This is a genomic window from Rhizobium sp. NXC24 (assembly GCF_002944315.1).
In the GTDB taxonomy this organism is placed as follows: Bacteria; Pseudomonadota; Alphaproteobacteria; order Rhizobiales; family Rhizobiaceae; genus Rhizobium.
On sequence record NZ_CP024311.1, the window covers coordinates 3158861 to 3176823 of the forward strand.

Below are 17963 nucleotides of genomic sequence, written 5' to 3' on the forward strand. Positions count from 1 at the left end.
TTGCTGCCCGGCGCAAGGGGCGGCGAATCACCGGCTTCGCGACAGCGGACGAGGCCGCCAATCAACCCTTGGCTTTTAGCCGCTCGATAAGATAGAGACTGCGGCGAAGAGCCGTCACGGCTGCGCCGACGGCGACGATCCAGAGCGCGATGGTCAGTATCCAGGAGCCGCCGCTCCAGAGCACTTCGACGACCGAGAGCAGAGCGGCCGCGGTCATCGTTGCCATGCGATGCTGTTTGGCCATCGGCCCGCCGAAATCGCTGGGATTGCCGGTAGCGCGGCCAAGCTCGCGGACATAGGCGGTGAGAACGGCGAAGGCGGCGGCAGCCCAGCCAAGGCCGGAAGCGCCAATGCCATAGCCAACGCCAGCGAAGATCAGGATATCGGCGACGCGATCCGGGAATTCATTCCAGAACGGCCCATCCGCCGCGCCCTTGCCGCCCTCGACGGCGACCATGCCATCCAGCAAATTGCAGAGCAGGCGAAGTTGGCAGAAGAGTGCCGCAAGGATCAGGAATAGGGCGCGCAGCCCGCCACTGCCCTGCCCCGACAGCCAGAAAGAACCGCCGGCCAGTGCCGCCATGACGATGCTCGCCTGCGATATCTGGTTCGGTGTCACCGACAAATTCGTCATCCGCCGCGCCAGCCCCTGCGCCCAGCGCGTGTTGCGGCTTGCCAATGGCCGCCTGTCGCCCATTCCCTCGCCCGCCATGGACCTAACGCCTCCCGCCGGAAATCGAATAATTGTAGATCGCCGCATAGCTGGTCGAAACCAGCAGCGGCACCGCGGTGGTCTTCAATATCTCCGGCGTGCCGCTGAGCGCGTGGATCGTCACCAATATGGCCGTTGACCCGAGACAGGCGATCAATGGCGGCGCCCATAGAACAGTGAAGCCACGGAACCGTTTGGACAGGGCTTCCACCACCGATTTCAAAAACAGCGTCAGGCAGCCGGAAAGAATGCCCTGGACGAGACCGGAGATCACCGGCTGCGGCATTGGATGCAGACGGTTGGCAAAGACGGCCCATCCACCCATGGCAAGGAAAGCGAAAAGCACGTGCACGATGCTGCTACCGGCCAGCGCCCTCACCCGCGCCGTCATGACACCGACCACCAATAGCGCACGAGATGAAAAAAGATCGGTGCTGAGAAGACGACGGAATCGAGCCGGTCGATCAGCCCGCCATGGCCTTCGATCAGATGCCCCCAGTCCTTGACGCCGCGATCCCTCTTGATCGCCGACATCACCAGCCCGCCGAAGAAGCCCATCAGGGTAATCACGAAGGCAAGCAAGCCTGCCTGCAGCGGCGTGAACGGCGTGATCCACCAGAGCGCAGCCCCGATCAAGGTCGCGCTGACGACACCACCGACAAAGCCTTCGACCGTTTTGGATGGCGATAGTTTCGGCGCGATCTTACGGCGACCGAACAGCTTGCCCCAGACATATTGCAGGACATCGCTGAGCTGCACGACGATGACGAGGAACGCGATCAAAAGCACATTGCGGCCCTCATAGCCCGGTATGTGCAGGGTCAGCAATGCCGGCACATGCGACGCGCAGAAGACGCAGATCATCAGTGCCCATTGCACCTCGGCAATGCGGATCAGGAAGCGCTCGGTATCGCCGCGCAAGACCGCGATAATAGGCATGAAGAGAAAGGCATAGACCGGGATGAAGATGGAAAAGATGCCGTATTGCTCGGCCCAGAGCAGATAATATTGCACAGGCAGCGCAACAAAAAAGGCTGCCGCCAGCGCCCAATGGTCGGCGCGCCTGGTGTTGATCAGCGTGATGAATTCGCGCAGCGCCGCGAAGGAGCAGAAGGCAAAGAGCAGGATGACGCCGGCGCGCCCCGCCAGAAAGGCGATGCCGATCAGGATCACCATCGCCCACCAGGCCTTGATGCGGGCATTGAGGTTTTCGATCGCCGCGTTGGAACCATCGGGCGACAGGCGCCGCTGCAGCACATAGCCGACGACGGATGCGACGATCAGAACGCCGAGGATACCGAGGATAAGGTGGATGAGATCGGAGCTTGCTGCGCTCATTCACCACTCCCCATTTGTTTGGGCGAGAGGGCCAGTAGCGCCGCTTGCGCACGCGCCAGAAAATCCGCCTTCTCTTCGTCTGCGCCGATGCGCAGCGCCTCGCCAAAGGTCACGGTGCAGATCAACGGAATGGGCACGAACTCGCCCTTGGGCATGACACGATTGAGATTGTTGATCCAGACGGGAACGAGATCGATATCGGGGCGCATCCTCGCCAGATGAAATAGCCCACTCTTGAAGGGTTGCAGCGGTGCGTCCGTCAGGTTTCGCGTGCCCTCGGGAAACAGGATCAGCGAAGAGCCCGCGTCGATAGCGGCAGCCATCTGCTCGATCGGATCTTCCGTCCGCGCCTCGCGGTCCCGTTCGATCAGCACGGCATTGAAGACGTCGCGGCCAATGAAGCTGTTCAGCTTCGATTTCAGCCAGTAATCGGCGCCGGCGACTGGGCGTGTTCGCCGCCTGAGCCGCGGCGGCAGCACCGCCCAGATGAGGATGAAATCGCCATGGCTGGAGTGATTGGCGAAATAGACGCAGCGGCCTGTGGGCACGCCACTTTCCGACCAGATCGCCCGCACGGCAGTAATAGCGCGCGCAAATAGCACGATCGCTACCGCGGCCGGTTTCGCAAGCCAGGCCGTCGCCGGCCTACCCGTGATATTTTCGAAAATATTCCGTTGTGACGCCCCCATGACTAAGAGATAGGCGCGTTCCACGGGTGCCGATAGTCTCTTGCGCAAACTTATCCACAACCCGTTTGCAATCATGAAAAACCCGGTGCAACTCACGTTGCGCCGGGCCTTCGTGTCGCTCTTGGGAGGAGCTTGACTTAGTCGACGTTGAACACCAACGGCTTTGCCTGACGGATCGCCTGATGGGCGGCCAGCTTGGCCAGAACCTCATCGTTGATCGCGCCGTCGACATAAAGCAGCGCGATGGCATCGCCGCCCTGCTTGTCGCGGCCGAGCTGGAAGTTGGCGATGTTGACATTGGCCGCGCCGAGCGTCGTGCCGATGAAGCCGATCATGCCGGGAACGTCGGTGTTGGCGATATAGATCATGTGGTTGCCTACATCGGCGTCGAGATTGATGCCCTTGATCTGGATGAAGCGCGGCTTGCCGTCGGAGAAGACGGTGCCGGCGATCGAGCGCGTCATGCTGTCGGTGGTGACGGTCAGCTTGATGTAGCCGTCATAGACGCCGGTCTTGTCGCGCTTGACTTCGGCGAGCACGATGCCCTTTTCCTTGATCATGATCGGCGCCGAAACCATGTTGACGTCGGCAACCTGATTGCGGATGAGGCCGGCCAGCAGCGCACTCGTCAGCGCCTTGGTGTTCATGCCCGCGGTAACGCCGTCATAGAGGATCTCGATTTCCTTGATCGGATCGTCCGTCACCTGGCCGACGAAAGCGCCGAGAACGTCGGCAAGCTTGATGAACGGCTTTAGGATCGGCGCTTCCTCAGCGGTGATCGAGGGCATGTTGATGGCGTTGGAAACCGCGCCCTTGACGAGATAATCCGACATCTGCTCGGCGACCTGCAGAGCGACATTCTCCTGCGCTTCGGTGGTCGATGCGCCAAGATGCGGCGTGCAGACGACGTTCGGCAGGCCGAACAGCGGGCTTTCCTTGGCGGGCTCGACTTCGAAGACGTCGAAGGCGGCACCGGCGACATGGCCAGACTTGATGGCGGCGGCAAGGGCTGCCTCATCCACCAGACCGCCGCGAGCGCAGTTGATGATACGCACGCCCGGCTTCGTCTTGCCGAGTGCGTCAGCGTCAATGATGTTGCGCGTCTTGTCGGTGAGCGGCACGTGCAGCGTGATGAAATCGGCGCGAGCGAAGAGTTCGTCGAGCTCGACCTTGACGACGCCCATTTCCTCGGCGCGTTCCTTGGAAAGGAACGGGTCATAGGCAACGACATGCATCTTCAGGCCGATGGCGCGGGCGATGACGATGGAACCGATATTGCCGGCGCCGATGACGCCGAGCGTCTTGCCGGTGATTTCGACACCCATGAATTTCGACTTTTCCCACTTGCCGGCCTGGGTCGAGGCATCGGCGGAAGGAAGCTGTCGGGCAACGGCGAACATCAGCGCGATAGCGTGCTCTGCGGTCGTGATCGAATTGCCGAAGGGCGTGTTCATGACGATGATACCGCGGCGCGAAGCGGCCGGGATATCGACATTGTCGACGCCGATGCCGGCGCGGCCGACGACCTTGAGGTTCTTCGCCGCTTCGATGATCTTCTCTGTCACCTTGGTGGCGGAGCGGATGGCGAGGCCATCATAATTGCCGATGATTTCGAGCAGCTTGTCTTTGTCCTTGCCGAGCTGCGGCTGGAAATCGACTTCGACGCCGCGATCGCGAAAGATCTGGACGGCGGTTTCCGACAGTTCGTCGGATACGAGAACGCGGGGTGCCATGGAGGCCTCCTGAAAGGGTCAACTGTGATTGAAATGCGAATGCTGGGCTCCGCCTTCCTGGCGGAGCCTGTGGACGCCATGATCTCAGGCAGCAGCCTGGGAGAGCGTCGCCTTCTGCGTTTCGAAAGCCCAGGAGAGCCAGGGCATCAGCTTCTGCATGTCGGCAGCTTCGATCGTCGCACCCGCCCATATGCGCAGGCCCGAAGGCGCGTCGCGGTAATGGCCGACGTCATAGGCGACGCCTTCCTTTTCGAGCAGCGCGACGAGGCCCTTGGCAAAATTCGCCTGGCCGTCCTCATCGAGAGCCGTAACGTCCTTGTCGACGATCTTCAGGCAGACGGAGGTGTTGGACTCCGTCTCGGCCTTGACGGCGAGATTGGCGATCCAGTCGTTAGCGGCAACGAAGTCATGGATGACCTTGGCGTTGGCATCGGCACGGCCGATCAGCGCCTTGAGACCGCCGAGCTCCTTGGCCCAGAGGAGAGCGTCGATATAGTCCTCGACGCAAAGCATCGACGGCGTGTTAATCGTCTCGCCGGTGAAGATGCCTTCGATCAGCTTGCCGCCGCTGGTCATGCGGAAAATTTTCGGCAGCGGCCACGCCGGTACATAGGTCGTCAGGCGCTCGACAGCGCGGGGGCTAAGGATAATGACGCCATGCGCGCCCTCGCCGCCCAGCACCTTCTGCCAGGAGAAGGTGACGACGTCGAGCTTGGCAAAATCGAGGTTCTGAGCGAAAGCCGCCGAGGTGGCGTCGCAGATCGTCAGGCCCTTACGATCGGCCGGAATGAAATCGGCATTCGGAACGCGGACACCAGAAGTGGTGCCGTTCCAGGTGAAGACCACGTCGCGGTCGAAATCGACGGCGGAAAGATCGGGCAGCTCGCCGTAACCGGCCTCAAGCTTGCGGACATCCTTGAGCTTAAGCTGCTTGACGACGTCGGTGACCCAGCCAGCGCCAAAGCTTTCCCAGGCGAGCATGTCGACACCACGTTCTCCGAGCAGCGACCAGAGCGCCATTTCGACGGCGCCGGTATCGGAAGCCGGAACGATGCCGATGCGGTAGTCCGCGGGCACTTCCAGAATGTCACGGGTAAGATCGATGGCCTGCTTTAGCTTGGCCTTGCCGACTTTCGCGCGGTGCGAACGGCCAAGAGCCGCGTCGGAAAGAGCATCGAGCGTCCAACCAGGGCGCTTCGAGCAGGGGCCAGAAGAGAAATGGGTATTGTTCGGACGGATGTCCGGCTTGGCGAGCTTAGTCATGATGCTATCCTCTCAGATAGAAAGCTCCTCGTTGGGGAGGAGTGTCCCGCCGTCGGATATATTGGAAGCGGCCTGCCGGTGCAATAGGTAAATTGGGCGGATGGACAATGCTTCACGCATTCGTGCAGCAATGATGCCGATGGGATAAGCTTCGCACAGCAAAATCACGCTAGGTTAGTCACAGAAAAGCTGGCTTCTTTGCGGAGACACACCCATATGTATCGGCGTTGAATGGCTCTGCGCCAACAGATGAAGAACAAATGTCTTTAATGTACCAAGCCGCACTGTCCGAAAGCCCTCGCACGCCCGCGCAGCCGCTACCCGTTTACCTCATCAATATTGATCGAGCGACGGACAGACTGGCGGAAATTAAGCGGCAGAGCGATGAATTCGGCATCAGGATCGAGCGCGTCGACTGCGTCGACGGCGCTCTTTTGCCGCGGGAGCAATGGATCGACGTCGATCACGACCGTTTCCGACGTCGGCACGGCAGGGTCATTCTGCCCGGCGAATATGGCTGCTACCGCAGTCATCTGATGGCATTGCGCCAATTTCTTGCCGACGGCAGCGAAGCGGCTGTCATCATTGAAGACGACATAGCGCTGGACGGCGATTTCCTCGCCCGTGCCATGGCGGCAAAGGAAGCTATCCCGAACGCCGAGGTCATCAAGCTCGTGAACCATCGCTGGGGCGGCTTCCGTGCCGCGACCCGCAGCCGTGCGGGAGATGTGATCGGCCGCTGCCTCTTCGGCCCGCAAGGCTCGACGGCCTGCTACCTTGTAACGCGCAGTGGCGCTGAAAAGATCGTCAAGGCGCTCGCGGTCATGTCCCTGCCCTGGGATGTCGCCGTGGAACGCGGCTGGGATATGCACACATCCATCTTCACGACGCGCGCCAACATCGTCGGCTTCAGCCCGTTGCAGCGGAGCACGATGATTGGCTGGCGTCGTGACTATCGTGCCGCGAAATCCGCTGCCTGGCGGCGCGTTCCCGCGCATCTCTTCCGCACGTTGGATTTCTTCCGCCGCATCGCCTACGTGCTCACAACGCCGTAGGCAGCGACCCTACCAGGTGGTGATTCGCAACCCGATACGAATCTCGTGTCGCGACAAAGCGCCATCGCGGCCCATCGTACCGCCGGCGCCGGCTGACGCGTCCGCTGCCGAATAACCGAACATATCGCCGCCGGCGATATGCGAGAAGCGATAGCCGAGATCGAGTTTCACATTCGGGGCCACTTCATAGGCGACTCCGGCCATCAATGCATAGGTCATGCGCCAATCGCTTTCGCCGGGATAACGCGCGCTGACCGAAGCAGCACCACCGCAGCCGGAGACACCGTCGACACAGGAGCCGACAGCATTGACGCTGTTCCAGGAAACCCTCGTCGCGCCGAGACCGGCACCGACATAGGGCGTAAAGCCGGCCAGCGTGCCGAGATCGACATAGCCGTTCACCATCAGGCTACCCGCCTTGAAAGAAGAGCGCGCTTTGGTGGAGCAACCCGTACCGGCTGCGCCGCCTGCGCAGGGCGACGCGCTCGAAATCCGGCCATCGAAATCGCCGCTGAAATAGTCGCCGGTGATATCGGCACGAAGCAAGTCGTTGAATTGATAACCAACGCCGAGGCCACCCGAAAAATCGCCGCTGAAGCGGTCGGAATCAAAGCGGCTGGAGCTGTAATCGCCGCTGGTGGAGTCATAAGCGCGGAAGGTTGTGTCGTCGTGGCTGGCGTTGACCGCATAGCCGAGATCGCCCCGCACATACCAGCCCCTAGCATCCTTGACGCTGACCTCGGGCATCTTGATCTCCGGCGGCAGATCACCCGCAAAAGCAGTGCCCGCAACCGCGCTCGCCATCATCGCGGCCAGCGCAAAAGCGTCGAAACGGATCATTACCCCTCGCCTTCCAACCTCGGGCCGGTACCCGCTTTCAAGCCGGCCCGCCCTTGTCGTACCCGCCATTCTGGCTCTCCGAGAGGAGAGACCGGGCCGAGCCGCAGCCATTGTCATTTCATTAACCATAGGGAATTCATGGTTAACGAAGGTTTAAAACGCGGTTGAATTGCTTAACGGCGACAGAAAAAAGTAAAAAGCCGCCCGGACGAACCGGACGGCTTTTCAAAGGCTTGGCCGTAGAAAGGCTTACTTGTAGACCGGCTGCGGCTGGACAGGGATATCAGCCGGCGGCATGTAGCTGGCTGTCTGGCAGCCGCCAAACGTATAGCGGGCACCGAGGCGGGCTTCATGCAGGTTGAGGCCCTTGTCGTACCCCGGACCGCCGTTTTCCGCATAGCCGAACATATCGCCGCCTTCGATGTGGCGGTAACGATAGCCGACATCGGCCTTGAGATTGCACGAGAGATCGATCGAAGTACCGGCCATCAGCGCATAGGTGAAGCGCCAGCTACCGCGACCATTGTGGGTAACGGTTTCGTCGCAGGAACTCGAATCGGCGTTGGAGCAGGAGGTATTCTTCAGGTTGCTCCATTTAACGTAAGTGCCGCCGAGACCACCGCCCACATAGGGGGTGAAGATGCCGTAGGTGCCGATATCGACATAGGCGTTGGCAAGCAAGCTATAGGCCGTCAGCGACGCCACATCTCGGGAGGTCGCGGGCACGGCAGTGAAACCAGGGCCGCAGGCTCCGCAATCGCCGCTTGTCGAACCCTTGAAATCGGACTTGAAGAGATAATCCAGCGTCACGTCCGTGCGCAGGTAGTTGTTGATCTGGTAACCGACACCGCCACCTAGCGTGAAATTGTCATCAAGCTTTGCGCTGTCGAAATCGACAAGGCTGGAATTGGAGCCCTGGAAATAATTGGCGCCACGCAGATCGGTGAAGGCATAACCGACATCGCCGCGCAGATACCAGCCGCTCGATTGGCTGACGGCAACTTCCGGCGCCGGCTGAGCCGGTTCCGGCGTATAGAGATCGGCCGAAAAAGCGGATGTGCCGACAAAGAGAGCAGCAGCGGCCCCAATCAAAGTTTTCATCATGGCTTTGGCTCCAAATTTATTGCCATTGGCACGGCAAAAGCCTGCCAACCGAAAGACATGATATGGATAGTGAATGATAAGGGTTAAAACCCAATTAACTACGAATATTTACTCTGTTCGGTCGATGGATATACTTGGCCCTGTACATTAGCGATTCGTAAAACTAAGCGTACGAACCCGCAATGTCTTTGATTGACTTGGCTTTTCCCGTTACAGGAATAGGACACCTCGCGCCGCAGGAAAAGCCAGAGAGCGCGCACCCGGCCATTCTTATATCGCATATCTGGTTCAGAATTATTCGCCCAGGACTTGCTCCATGGAGATGCGAAACGCAATCCGTGGATGATACGGACCCGGCGCATCACGGCATCGATCGTCTTTGGCGATCACACTCCCATTAAATGATCGGGGCCCCCGCCACCCTTCACCTGCACGATCCGTGGAAAGGAAGCGACAATGAGTGATATCGACAGCAAAGAATTCGTTCTTGCAGGCGTCGTCATGAAACGCTTGTTGTCCGGCGACCAGACCGGAGGGCAGTTCTGTCTCTTCGAGAACAAAAGCAACGGAAATACGAGGACGCCGATCCACGTCCACGCCAAGGACGACGAGACGGTTTACGTCCTTGAAGGCGAGCTGACAGCAGTGCTCGACGGCCAGCCTCTACGCTTGGCTGCAGGCGAAAGCCTCTTCCTGCCGCGCGGCATTCCGCACCAGCTTATGAATATGACCGGCGATCCCAGCAGATACATCTTGATCGGAACCCCCGCTCGGTTCGACGGGTTTCTCGAAGAAGGTGGCCACGAACTTCAACCGGATGAAGTCGTCGGACCGCCGACACCCGAGGAGATCGAGCGTCTCCGCGAGGCCGCGGCAAAGTTCGGCATCATTTTGCTTCCGGATTGGCCCTCGCCCAAGTGACGCAGTGTCCCAGGCATCAAGATGTTTCCCAACTCTTAAACCAATTGGCAATAATCGGTCCGATACCATGACCGCAGCCGGGGCGTAAAATATGGAGGAAGTCGTTGACTTGCTTTCGCAATCTGGGTGCCGGCCTATGCCTCGCATTTAGCTTTCTGACGACCGCCGCCCTCGCCGGCCCGGTTCCCACACTGCCGGCCGCAGCGACGAGCTGGAACAAGGGACGAGAGACGGGATTACCCATCCCTCGCTATGTGTCGCTGAAAGCATACAAGGCGCGTATGCGCGCTGGGCCATCGACGATTTATCCAACCAAATGGATCTATATGAAACCCGGCCTGCCGCTGGAGATCATCGACGAATACGGCCATTGGCGACAGGTGCGCGATGATATCGGCACGACCGGATGGATGCATAGCGCCCTTCTTTCGGGGCTGCGCACGGCGGTCGTCGGGCCATGGCTGAAGACAAACGCGATGCTGCGCGGAAGCCCGGAAACGACGGCCACACTCATCGCTGAACTGCAGCCCGGCGTCTTGCTGTCGCTACGCTCCTGTACCGGCGCTTGGTGTAGCGTCTCCGTGCGGAAGCATTCCGCGAGCGGCTATGTCAGGCAGAACATGCTCTGGGGTGCTTATCCCGGCGAAATGTTCCGGTGATCCTCTTGCCGCGAGCAATATCAACGGCCGCCCCATCAGGCGGCCGCGGATTTCTTGCCGATATCTGAATAACCGACAGCTTAATCAGGCAGCGTTGCGAACGCTCGAGATCACATCGATCAGACCGCCGACGATGCGCTCGATCTGACCACGGTCGTCGCCTTCCGCCATGACGCGGATCAGCGGCTCGGTGCCGGAGGGGCGGATAACGAGGCGGCCGTTGCGGGCAAGCTCACTTTCGGCATCGGCGATCGCCTTGCGCACCTGCATGTCTTCCAGCGGCTTGCCGCCGGAAATGCGGACATTGCGCAGAAGCTGCGGCACCGGTTCGAAGCGGCGGCAGACTTCGCTGACCGGCTTGCCGGTGCGCTTGACCGCAGCCAGGATCTGCAACGCCGCCACAAGGCCATCGCCGGTCGTGCCATAGTCGGAGAGCACGATATGGCCGGACTGCTCGCCGCCGACATTGTAATTGTGCTGGCGCATATGCTCGACGACATAACGGTCGCCGACCGCGGTGCGGGCAAGCGCCATGCCCTTGTCTTCCAGGAAGCGTTCCAGACCGAGATTAGACATGACGGTCGCGACGATGCCATTGCCGCGCAGCAACTGGCTCTCGGCCCAGCTCTCGGCGATGACGGCCATCAGTTGGTCACCGTCAACAATCGTGCCGGTTTCGTCGACGATGATGACGCGATCGGCGTCGCCATCAAGCGCGATGCCGATATCGGCACGCACTTCGTCCACCTTCTTCTGCAGCGCGACCGGGCTGGTGGAGCCGCAATTGAGATTGATATTGGTGCCGTTCGGCTCGTTACCGATGGTAACGACATCGGCGCCGAGTTCCCACAGTACGGCGGGCGCGACCTTGTAGGCGGCGCCATTGGCGCAATCAATGGCGATGCGCAGGCCCTGCAGCGTCACATCGCGCGGTAGCGTGCGCTTGGCATGCTCGATATAACGGTCATGCACGCCGTCGACGCGTTTGGCGCGGCCGATGTTTTCCGACTTGGCGAGATGCGCCGTCATGTCCTTTTCCAGCAGATCCTCGATCTTCGTTTCGAGATCGTCGGACAGCTTGTAGCCATCGGGGCCGAAAAGCTTGATGCCGTTGTCTTCGTAAGGATTGTGCGAAGCAGAGATCATCACACCGATATCGGCGCGCAGTGACCGCGTCAGCATGGCGACGGCAGGCGTCGGAATCGGACCGAGAACGAAGGCGTCGACACCGGCTGCGGTGAAACCCGCCACCATGGCGTTTTCCAGCATGTAGCCGGAGAGACGCGTATCCTTGCCGATGACCACTCGATGGCGATGACTGCCCCGATGGAAAATCGTGCCGGCGGCGATACCCACGCGCATGGCGAGATCCGGCGTCATCGGATAGATATTGGATTGTCCGCGGATTCCGTCCGTTCCGAAATAGCGACGTTTCATATGCACTCCCGTGATTGCAGCGTCCCTTTGAGGGACTGCGGCATCCCGTTCTCCTCCCCGGAATTCCATGGGCGGCGCGAACATCGATGCTTGAGGCTCATGCCATAGATTGCAAACCTCGGCACTTAAATTACCAAGAAAACGTATTACAACGCGTTACTGTTAATAAGCACTAAAAAAGGTCAGTTCTCCACTGAAACAGACCGGCCTCCTAGTCTATCGGCGTAAATCGGGTGGCCGTTGGGACGGCAGCGGTTGGAAGCCAGACGACTGAACCGCACTGGCAGCCCGACGTCACACCGATCAACAGCAACGGCCCTGTTTGCCTTGAGCCTGAACAGGCGGGCAAGGAACTGTTCCAAACGAACAGAACACGCAACAATCGCCCGCCCTCGGTCGAAGAACGGCACTGCAGCTTTTGCACTCGTAGAAATATTGGCACGCGTCAGTTGGCATTGTTTCTGACGCTTTGAAGCCGCAGATTGGACAGGTAATCGTTGAGCTGAGGATCACGGATACTTCACGCATAAAGATATCCAATCGTCATTAGGACAACACCAGTGATGAGACCGCCAGGGTACGGGTTACACACCTGGCGCACGCTCAGCATCGATGCCTCCGCGACATGAATGCAGGCAGGGCGATGCGCTGTTCGCTGTCGACACCTCGAGTCACACCCAGCAACCCGCTTTCCCGCTTGAATTTCGACGTTCGGGTCATCACCGGTATCGAACCGTCTCCGTTCGTCACCCCGGCTATCAAGAAAAAGGCCAGCTCCCTGTTAAAAAAGGAACTGGCCTCTTCGTCTACATGTTCAATCGGCTCTGTGCGTCAGCGTGGCTGCGGTTCGAAACCGCCCTCGGGCTCATCGCCCTTGGTGCCAAGCGGGCCGTCCTTCTTTGCACCGGTCTTCGGGACCGCCGAGCCGCGACTCGGAGGCGTATCGTCACCGAGATCGCGGGCGGGCTTTTCGCCGCGAATGAGCGCCTTGATCTCTTCGCCGGTCAGCGTTTCGTATTCGAGCAGGCCTTCGGCCAGTGCCACGAACTCGTCGTGCTTGGTGGTGATGATGTCCATAGCCTGTTTGTAAGCCTGGTCGATCAGGCGGCGCACTTCGTTGTCGATCTTCTGAGCGGTCGCCTCGGAGACATTCTTCGATTGCGAAACGGAGTGGCCGAGGAAAACCTCCTGCTGGTTTTCACCATAGGCAACCTGGCCGAGCTCATCGGAGAAGCCCCATTGCGTGACCATGGCGCGGGCAAGCTTGGTCGCCTGCTCGATGTCCGAGGACGCGCCGGAGGTGATATTCTCCTTGCCGAAGGTCAGCTCTTCTGCAACGCGGCCGCCCATCATGATGCAGAGGCGCGACACCATCCACTTGTAGCTCATCGAGTAGCGGTCGCCCTCGGGAAGCTGCATGACCATGCCGAGCGCACGACCGCGCGGAATGATGGTCGCCTTGTGCAGCGGATCGGCAATCGCGACATTGAGCGCCGTAATCGCATGGCCGGCTTCGTGATAGGCCGTAAGCTTCTTTTCCGCCTCGGTCATCGCCGAAGAGCGGCGCTCGGCGCCCATCATGATCTTGTCCTTGGCGTCTTCGAATTCCTGCATAGTGACCAGGCGCTTGTTGCGGCGGGCGGCCATCAGGGCGGCTTCGTTGACGAGGTTCATCAGGTCGGCACCGGAGAAGCCGGGCGTGCCGCGGGCAAGCGTCTTCAGATCGACGTTCGGAGCCAGCGGAACGTTGCGGGCGTGTACCTTCAGGATACGTTCACGGCCGACAATGTCCGGGTTCGGCACAACGACCTGGCGGTCGAAGCGGCCGGGACGCAGCAGCGCCGGATCGAGAACGTCGGGGCGGTTGGTAGCGGCGATGAGGATGATGCCCTCATTGGCTTCGAAACCGTCCATTTCGACCAGCAACTGGTTCAGCGTCTGCTCGCGTTCGTCGTTACCGCCGCCGAGACCGGCGCCACGATGGCGGCCAACGGCGTCGATTTCGTCGATGAAGATGATGCAGGGCGCATTCTTCTTCGCCTGTTCGAACATGTCGCGGACGCGGCTTGCGCCGACGCCGACGAACATTTCAACGAAGTCGGAACCGGAAATGGTGAAGAACGGCACATTGGCCTCGCCGGCAATGGCGCGCGCCAGAAGCGTCTTACCCGTGCCGGGAGGGCCGACAAGCAGAACGCCGCGCGGAATACGGCCACCCAGACGCTGGAACTTCTGCGGATCGCGCAGGAATTCCACGATTTCTTCAAGATCCTGCTTGGCTTCGTCGACACCGGCGACATCATCGAAGGTGACGCGACCATGCGCCTCCGTCAAAAGCTTTGCCTTGGATTTGCCGAAGCCCATTGCACCGCGCGAGCCACCCTGCATCTGCCGCATGAAGAACAGCCAGACACCGAGGATCAGGAGCATCGGCAACAGCGTGCCGAGATAGCTCAGGAAGCTCGAGGAGCCATCCGATTCCGGACGGCCGACAATGTTGACGTTCTTGCTTTGCAGGCGATCAAGCAGGCTGTCGTCCACGACCGGGGCATAGGTCTGGAAGGTTGTACCGTTTTCGACATAGCTGCCGACCACGCGATTGCCAGTGACGGTGACGTCACGGACGCGGCCTGAATCAACTTCCCGAAGGAACTGCGAATACGGAATTTCCCTGGAGCCTGTTTGTGCCGGCGCGTTCTGGAACATACTGAACAGAGCAATCAGCAGCAAAGCTATGATTGCCCACAGAGCGAAATTACGAAAATTAGGGTTCATCGAACTCCCCAGCACTGAAACTTCCGCCGCTGAGCGGCGGCATTACTTGATCCCTAACATAGGGTTGCGCCAAGCCCTTGCCAAGGCAAACCGCATCGCCACATGTTTTTTCCGTCAATAACTCTCAAAGTGGCGGCCGAGTATAGGGTTCACGGCCAAAGCAAGTCGCCAACCGATCCGCAAATGTGAGATCGAATCGTGTCAAAAAGCGGTCGAAAGGCGCAAGATGGGGTGTAATTGTGGCCGACACGGTGCTCCGGCCAGCGCCGGCGGTCACCCGTGGCAACACGGCCCGAGCACGCTGCACAGCGCCCTTCGGCAGCCTCTCCGGAAACTCCGCCGCACCCCTCTCCCCCGCCGCTTCGATGCGGATAGTGGCCGGATCGTGATTGACGATCCGGAAGCGGCCGTCCCATATGCCATCGGCTCCCGGCGCAAGCACAAGCGGCTGGATGTCGCGGCTTTCGCGCATGAGATAAAGCCCGTCCCGGCGCAGGTCGAAGACGACGCCGCCCGCCGTGCGCCGCCCCGGCTTCCCCTCGCCGATGAAATCCAGGATACGACGCATCCGCTCGCGGCCCGGACCATAGGGCTCACCGCCGAATGCGGCGGCGAGATAGGAGAGCGCATAGGAGAGCACGACCTCATCGGCGGCCAGCGCATCGCGGCTGACGACGCAAAGCACGCTCGCATGAACAGTCACATATCTATCCAGCCAGGCGGCGGCTTCCTTCGAGAGCGCCGCGCGAGCCGCGCCATCATCAAGCACAGAGAGCGGCACGACATCCTCCGCCAGGCGTTTGCGCATGCGTACGCGCTCATAGCGGACATCCTCATTGCTCGGATCATCCAACCAGGACATGCCCCGCCGCGTGAGATAGGCGCGGATATCGGCCCGCCGGCAGGCGAGAAACGGCCTGACGATCCAGAGGCGCCGATCGAAGAGCATGGCGTCGGCAATGCCGGTGCCGGCAACGCCCTCACCTTCGCTTAAACGTTCCGCGCGCATGGCCAAGGTCTCGCGCTGGTCATCGAGCGTATGCGCGGTAACGACCACGTTGGCAGAAATATCCGCCGCAATATCGGCAAGCAGCCCATAGCGCGCCTCGCGGGCTGCAGCCATGATACCGCTCTTCGGCTTCTCGCCCTCCCAGCGACGAATGATGTGGGGCACGCCAAGCGATGCACGGAGAGCGGCGACATCGCTTGCTTCATCGGCAGACTCCGACCGCAAACCATGATCAATCGTGGCGGCGGAAAGGGTGATGTTTGAATCCGGGAAGGACTTCAACTGTTCGGAAAGGGCAACCAGCAGGCCGGTGGAATCGCTGCCGCCGGAAATGGCGACTAGAATATGGGCAGGCTTGAAAAGGGAATGAATAAAATCGGCCGCTGCGGCATCTGGCATCTGGGCTGTGGCAGCAGCAGTCACAGCGTCACCGGACATCGCAATCAGCAGGCAAGACGCTTTTGTTCGCTGGCTACCTTGTTGGTAACCGCCTTCGAAGCCTTCGGATAGCGTTTGGTCACTTCGCGCAGCGTTGCGCAGGCCGTATCCTTGTTATCGAGGGCAGCGAGCGACATGCCAAGCTTTAACAGCATTTCCGGTGCCTTTTCGGAGGTGCCGTATTTCTGATGCGCATTCAGGAAAGTCTTGGCCGCATCATTATATTTGCCTTGCGAATAAAGCGCTTCGCCAAGCCAGAAGTTGGCATCGGGCGCCCGGGCGCTATTCGGGTAGCTGTCGATATACTGACGGAACTCCTGTTCGGCGACACTGTAGTCGCCGGACAGGACGTGGCCATAGGCCGATTTATACTGATCGTTTTCGCTGCCGAGCGAGGCCGTCTGCGTGCCTGAGCCGGCGGCCGGCGCAGCACCCGAACCGTTGTTGGCGCGCGTCGCCGTTGCGCCGACCTGCTTGCCGCTCTGATCGAACTGGATCGAGCCGAGCTGCGTCGGCGGCTTGCCAGAACCGCCGCCCTGTTGCGCCGTATTCGGCGCGTCGCCACCTTGCGAATCGCTGATTACACCGGCAATGTCGTCCTGTTGCTGACCGCCGCCTGCGCCCTGCGCCGGGGCATCCGCTTCGCTCTTCTTCATCGGGGCCGCGCCGCCGCCAGTCCCAGCCGCACCGCCAGTGCCCCCACCGCCACGCTTTTCAAGCTGCTGGAAGCGGAATTCATTGTCCTCTTGCGTCTTGCGGATCTGCTCCTGCATCTGCAGCAACTGATAGCTCATCTCTTCGACGCGGCCGTTCAATTGGCGCATCTGGTCTTCAAGCTGCTGCAAACGGACTTCGGCATCGCTGTTTTGAACGTTGATGACGGGTGCCTGCCCGAACTGCCTCTGGGGAGCCGCATTGTTCGGAACGGCCTGTTCCGGTGCACTGCGGCCACCTAAGTGAAGTCCGAAAAGCGACAAGGCAGAGGCGTCACGCTCACTACCGGCGACGGCGGCGAGACAAAGTAAGCTCGCCACGACAAGTTTTCTCATACGGATCATCCTGCCCATTGATTCTTCGCGCCCCAGGGCGCGAACAGGAGATTTTTACAATTAATCTCAAAAAGCAACGGAGTTCGGCCAAAGTGTGGTCAAAAAAGTAAAGGCGGCCACGCGGACCGCCTTTGTGCATTTCAGCCGGAATTTCGGCCTATCAGGAGCCGGCGCCGTTGAGCACGGTGACGGCACGACGGTTCTGCGACCAGCAGGAAATATCGTCGCAGGTCGCGACCGGGCGTTCCTTACCGTAGGAAATCGTCTTCATGCGCTGAGCCGGAACGCCGCGCGAAGCGAGGTAGTCCTTGGTGGCGGCAGCACGACGGGCGCCGAGAGCCAGGTTGTATTCGCGCGTGCCGCGTTCGTCGGCGTGGCCTTCGACGGTGATTGCGTAGTTCGGATAACGAGCGAGCCACTGAGCCTGACGGTCGAGCGTCTGGGAAGCGTCGGCGCGAATCGACGAGCTATCGGTATCGAAGAAGATGCGATCGCCAACGTTGACCGTGAAATCCTGCGGCGAACCCGGAGCGGCATTGCCGGCGCCATTGAGGCCAAGGCCGTTTGCATCGTTCGGCAAGCCCTTCTTGGAGGCGCAGCCGGCAAGCGAAAGGCCGACGAAAAGCGCGATCATGATCGGGTTGCGGGCGAGGTTCTGCATATGGCCAACGGCCGGGGTTGCGATGCGGCTCATTGCCGGTCTCTCCTTAAGTCTCTATCAGGGTTGCCAGACTGTAACCGGGTTCGGTTAATCCGATTCCAACAAATATGGTTAATGATGTCCTAAAGTTGTCCCGAAGTGGTCCACTCACAGGACTTTGCGGCGACAAAGTGACGCTCGACCGGATCAGCGACTTTTCGAGCCGCCGCCCGCTCAAGCTGTTTTCTTGCATGATCTTACTCGATATCGCTTCGCACTTTTGACTGCGTGAAGCGTCGGT

The 17963-nt window shown here is 60.2% G+C and carries 17 protein-coding genes; 3 read left to right on the forward strand and 14 right to left on the reverse strand.

The features are described 5' to 3' along the window. Positions 1 to 61: 61 nt before the first annotated feature. The 6 genes from NXC24_RS15595 to NXC24_RS15620 form a co-directional block, all read right to left on the reverse strand. On the reverse strand, positions 62 to 712 hold the full coding sequence (locus NXC24_RS15595) for a CDP-alcohol phosphatidyltransferase family protein (protein WP_104824129.1): 651 nt from the start codon (positions 710 to 712) through the stop codon (positions 62 to 64). Between the two features lie 4 nt (positions 713 to 716). Next, positions 717 to 1103, reverse strand: coding sequence for a hypothetical protein (locus NXC24_RS15600; RefSeq protein ID WP_104825191.1), 387 nt, complete (start codon positions 1101 to 1103; stop codon positions 717 to 719). Beyond that, positions 1100 to 2050 carry a phosphatidate cytidylyltransferase gene (locus NXC24_RS15605; protein ID WP_104824130.1) on the reverse strand — a complete coding sequence of 317 codons (951 nt, stop codon included), beginning with the start codon at positions 2048 to 2050 and terminating at the stop codon, positions 1100 to 1102. Before NXC24_RS15605 ends, NXC24_RS15600 begins: the two co-directional genes overlap by 4 nt. Further along, the gene (locus tag NXC24_RS15610; RefSeq protein WP_104824131.1) at positions 2047 to 2739 is read right to left on the reverse strand and encodes a lysophospholipid acyltransferase family protein; all 693 of its coding nucleotides are present in this window, start codon (positions 2737 to 2739) and stop codon (positions 2047 to 2049) included. Before NXC24_RS15610 ends, NXC24_RS15605 begins: the two co-directional genes overlap by 4 nt. 137 nt (positions 2740 to 2876) lie before the next feature. Then, positions 2877 to 4472 (reverse strand): phosphoglycerate dehydrogenase, encoded by a 1596-nt coding sequence (gene serA / locus NXC24_RS15615; RefSeq protein ID WP_104824132.1) that lies wholly within the window; start codon positions 4470 to 4472, stop codon positions 2877 to 2879. An 84-nt stretch (positions 4473 to 4556) separates the two neighbouring features. Continuing rightward, positions 4557 to 5735 (reverse strand): phosphoserine transaminase, encoded by a 1179-nt coding sequence (locus tag NXC24_RS15620; RefSeq protein ID WP_104824133.1) that lies wholly within the window; start codon positions 5733 to 5735, stop codon positions 4557 to 4559. Positions 5736 to 5995: 260 nt separating this feature from the next. On the opposite strand from NXC24_RS15620, the gene NXC24_RS15625 reads away from it, so the two are divergent. Next, on the forward strand, positions 5996 to 6790 hold the full coding sequence (locus NXC24_RS15625) for a glycosyltransferase family 25 protein (protein WP_245463889.1): 795 nt from the start codon (positions 5996 to 5998) through the stop codon (positions 6788 to 6790). Positions 6791 to 6799: 9 nt separating this feature from the next. Here NXC24_RS15625 and NXC24_RS15630 read toward each other — a convergent pair whose 3' ends face one another. Beyond that, complete coding sequence (locus NXC24_RS15630) at positions 6800 to 7630, reverse strand: outer membrane protein (protein ID WP_104824135.1); 831 nt, start codon at positions 7628 to 7630, stop codon at positions 6800 to 6802. Between the two features lie 249 nt (positions 7631 to 7879). Further along, entirely contained in the window at positions 7880 to 8734 is an 855-nt protein-coding gene (locus tag NXC24_RS15635; protein ID WP_104824136.1) for an outer membrane protein, read from the reverse strand. Positions 8735 to 9190: 456 nt separating this feature from the next. Here NXC24_RS15635 and NXC24_RS15640 point away from each other — a divergent pair, with 456 nt between their 5' ends. Together NXC24_RS15640 and NXC24_RS15645 are read left to right on the forward strand one after the other, a co-directional pair. After that, positions 9191 to 9655 (forward strand): cupin domain-containing protein, encoded by a 465-nt coding sequence (locus NXC24_RS15640; RefSeq protein WP_104824137.1) that lies wholly within the window; start codon positions 9191 to 9193, stop codon positions 9653 to 9655. Positions 9656 to 9759: 104 nt separating this feature from the next. Continuing rightward, positions 9760 to 10314, forward strand: coding sequence for an SH3 domain-containing protein (locus NXC24_RS15645; RefSeq protein ID WP_104824138.1), 555 nt, complete (start codon positions 9760 to 9762; stop codon positions 10312 to 10314). A gap of 84 nt (positions 10315 to 10398) precedes the next feature. Here NXC24_RS15645 and glmM read toward each other — a convergent pair whose 3' ends face one another. From glmM to pal, 6 genes are all read right to left on the reverse strand, one after another. Beyond that, complete coding sequence (gene glmM / locus NXC24_RS15650; protein ID WP_104824139.1) at positions 10399 to 11751, reverse strand: phosphoglucosamine mutase; 1353 nt, start codon at positions 11749 to 11751, stop codon at positions 10399 to 10401. 303 nt (positions 11752 to 12054) lie between these two features. After that, positions 12055 to 12279 carry a GDCCVxC domain-containing (seleno)protein gene (locus NXC24_RS35710; protein ID WP_104824140.1) on the reverse strand — a complete coding sequence of 75 codons (225 nt, stop codon included), beginning with the start codon at positions 12277 to 12279 and terminating at the stop codon, positions 12055 to 12057. A 303-nt stretch (positions 12280 to 12582) separates the two neighbouring features. Beyond that, the gene (ftsH, locus tag NXC24_RS15660; protein WP_104824141.1) at positions 12583 to 14526 is read right to left on the reverse strand and encodes an ATP-dependent zinc metalloprotease FtsH; all 1944 of its coding nucleotides are present in this window, start codon (positions 14524 to 14526) and stop codon (positions 12583 to 12585) included. 124 nt (positions 14527 to 14650) lie between these two features. Then, on the reverse strand, positions 14651 to 15973 hold the full coding sequence (tilS, locus tag NXC24_RS15665; protein ID WP_104824142.1) for a tRNA lysidine(34) synthetase TilS: 1323 nt from the start codon (positions 15971 to 15973) through the stop codon (positions 14651 to 14653). 5 nt (positions 15974 to 15978) lie between these two features. Further along, positions 15979 to 17022 (reverse strand): tol-pal system protein YbgF, encoded by a 1044-nt coding sequence (gene ybgF / locus NXC24_RS15670; protein WP_104824143.1) that lies wholly within the window; start codon positions 17020 to 17022, stop codon positions 15979 to 15981. A 160-nt stretch (positions 17023 to 17182) separates the two neighbouring features. Then, positions 17183 to 17716: a peptidoglycan-associated lipoprotein Pal gene (pal, locus tag NXC24_RS15675; protein WP_104824144.1), complete on the reverse strand. Its 534-nt coding sequence runs from the start codon at positions 17714 to 17716 to the stop codon at positions 17183 to 17185. Positions 17717 to 17963: the final 247 nt, after the last annotated feature.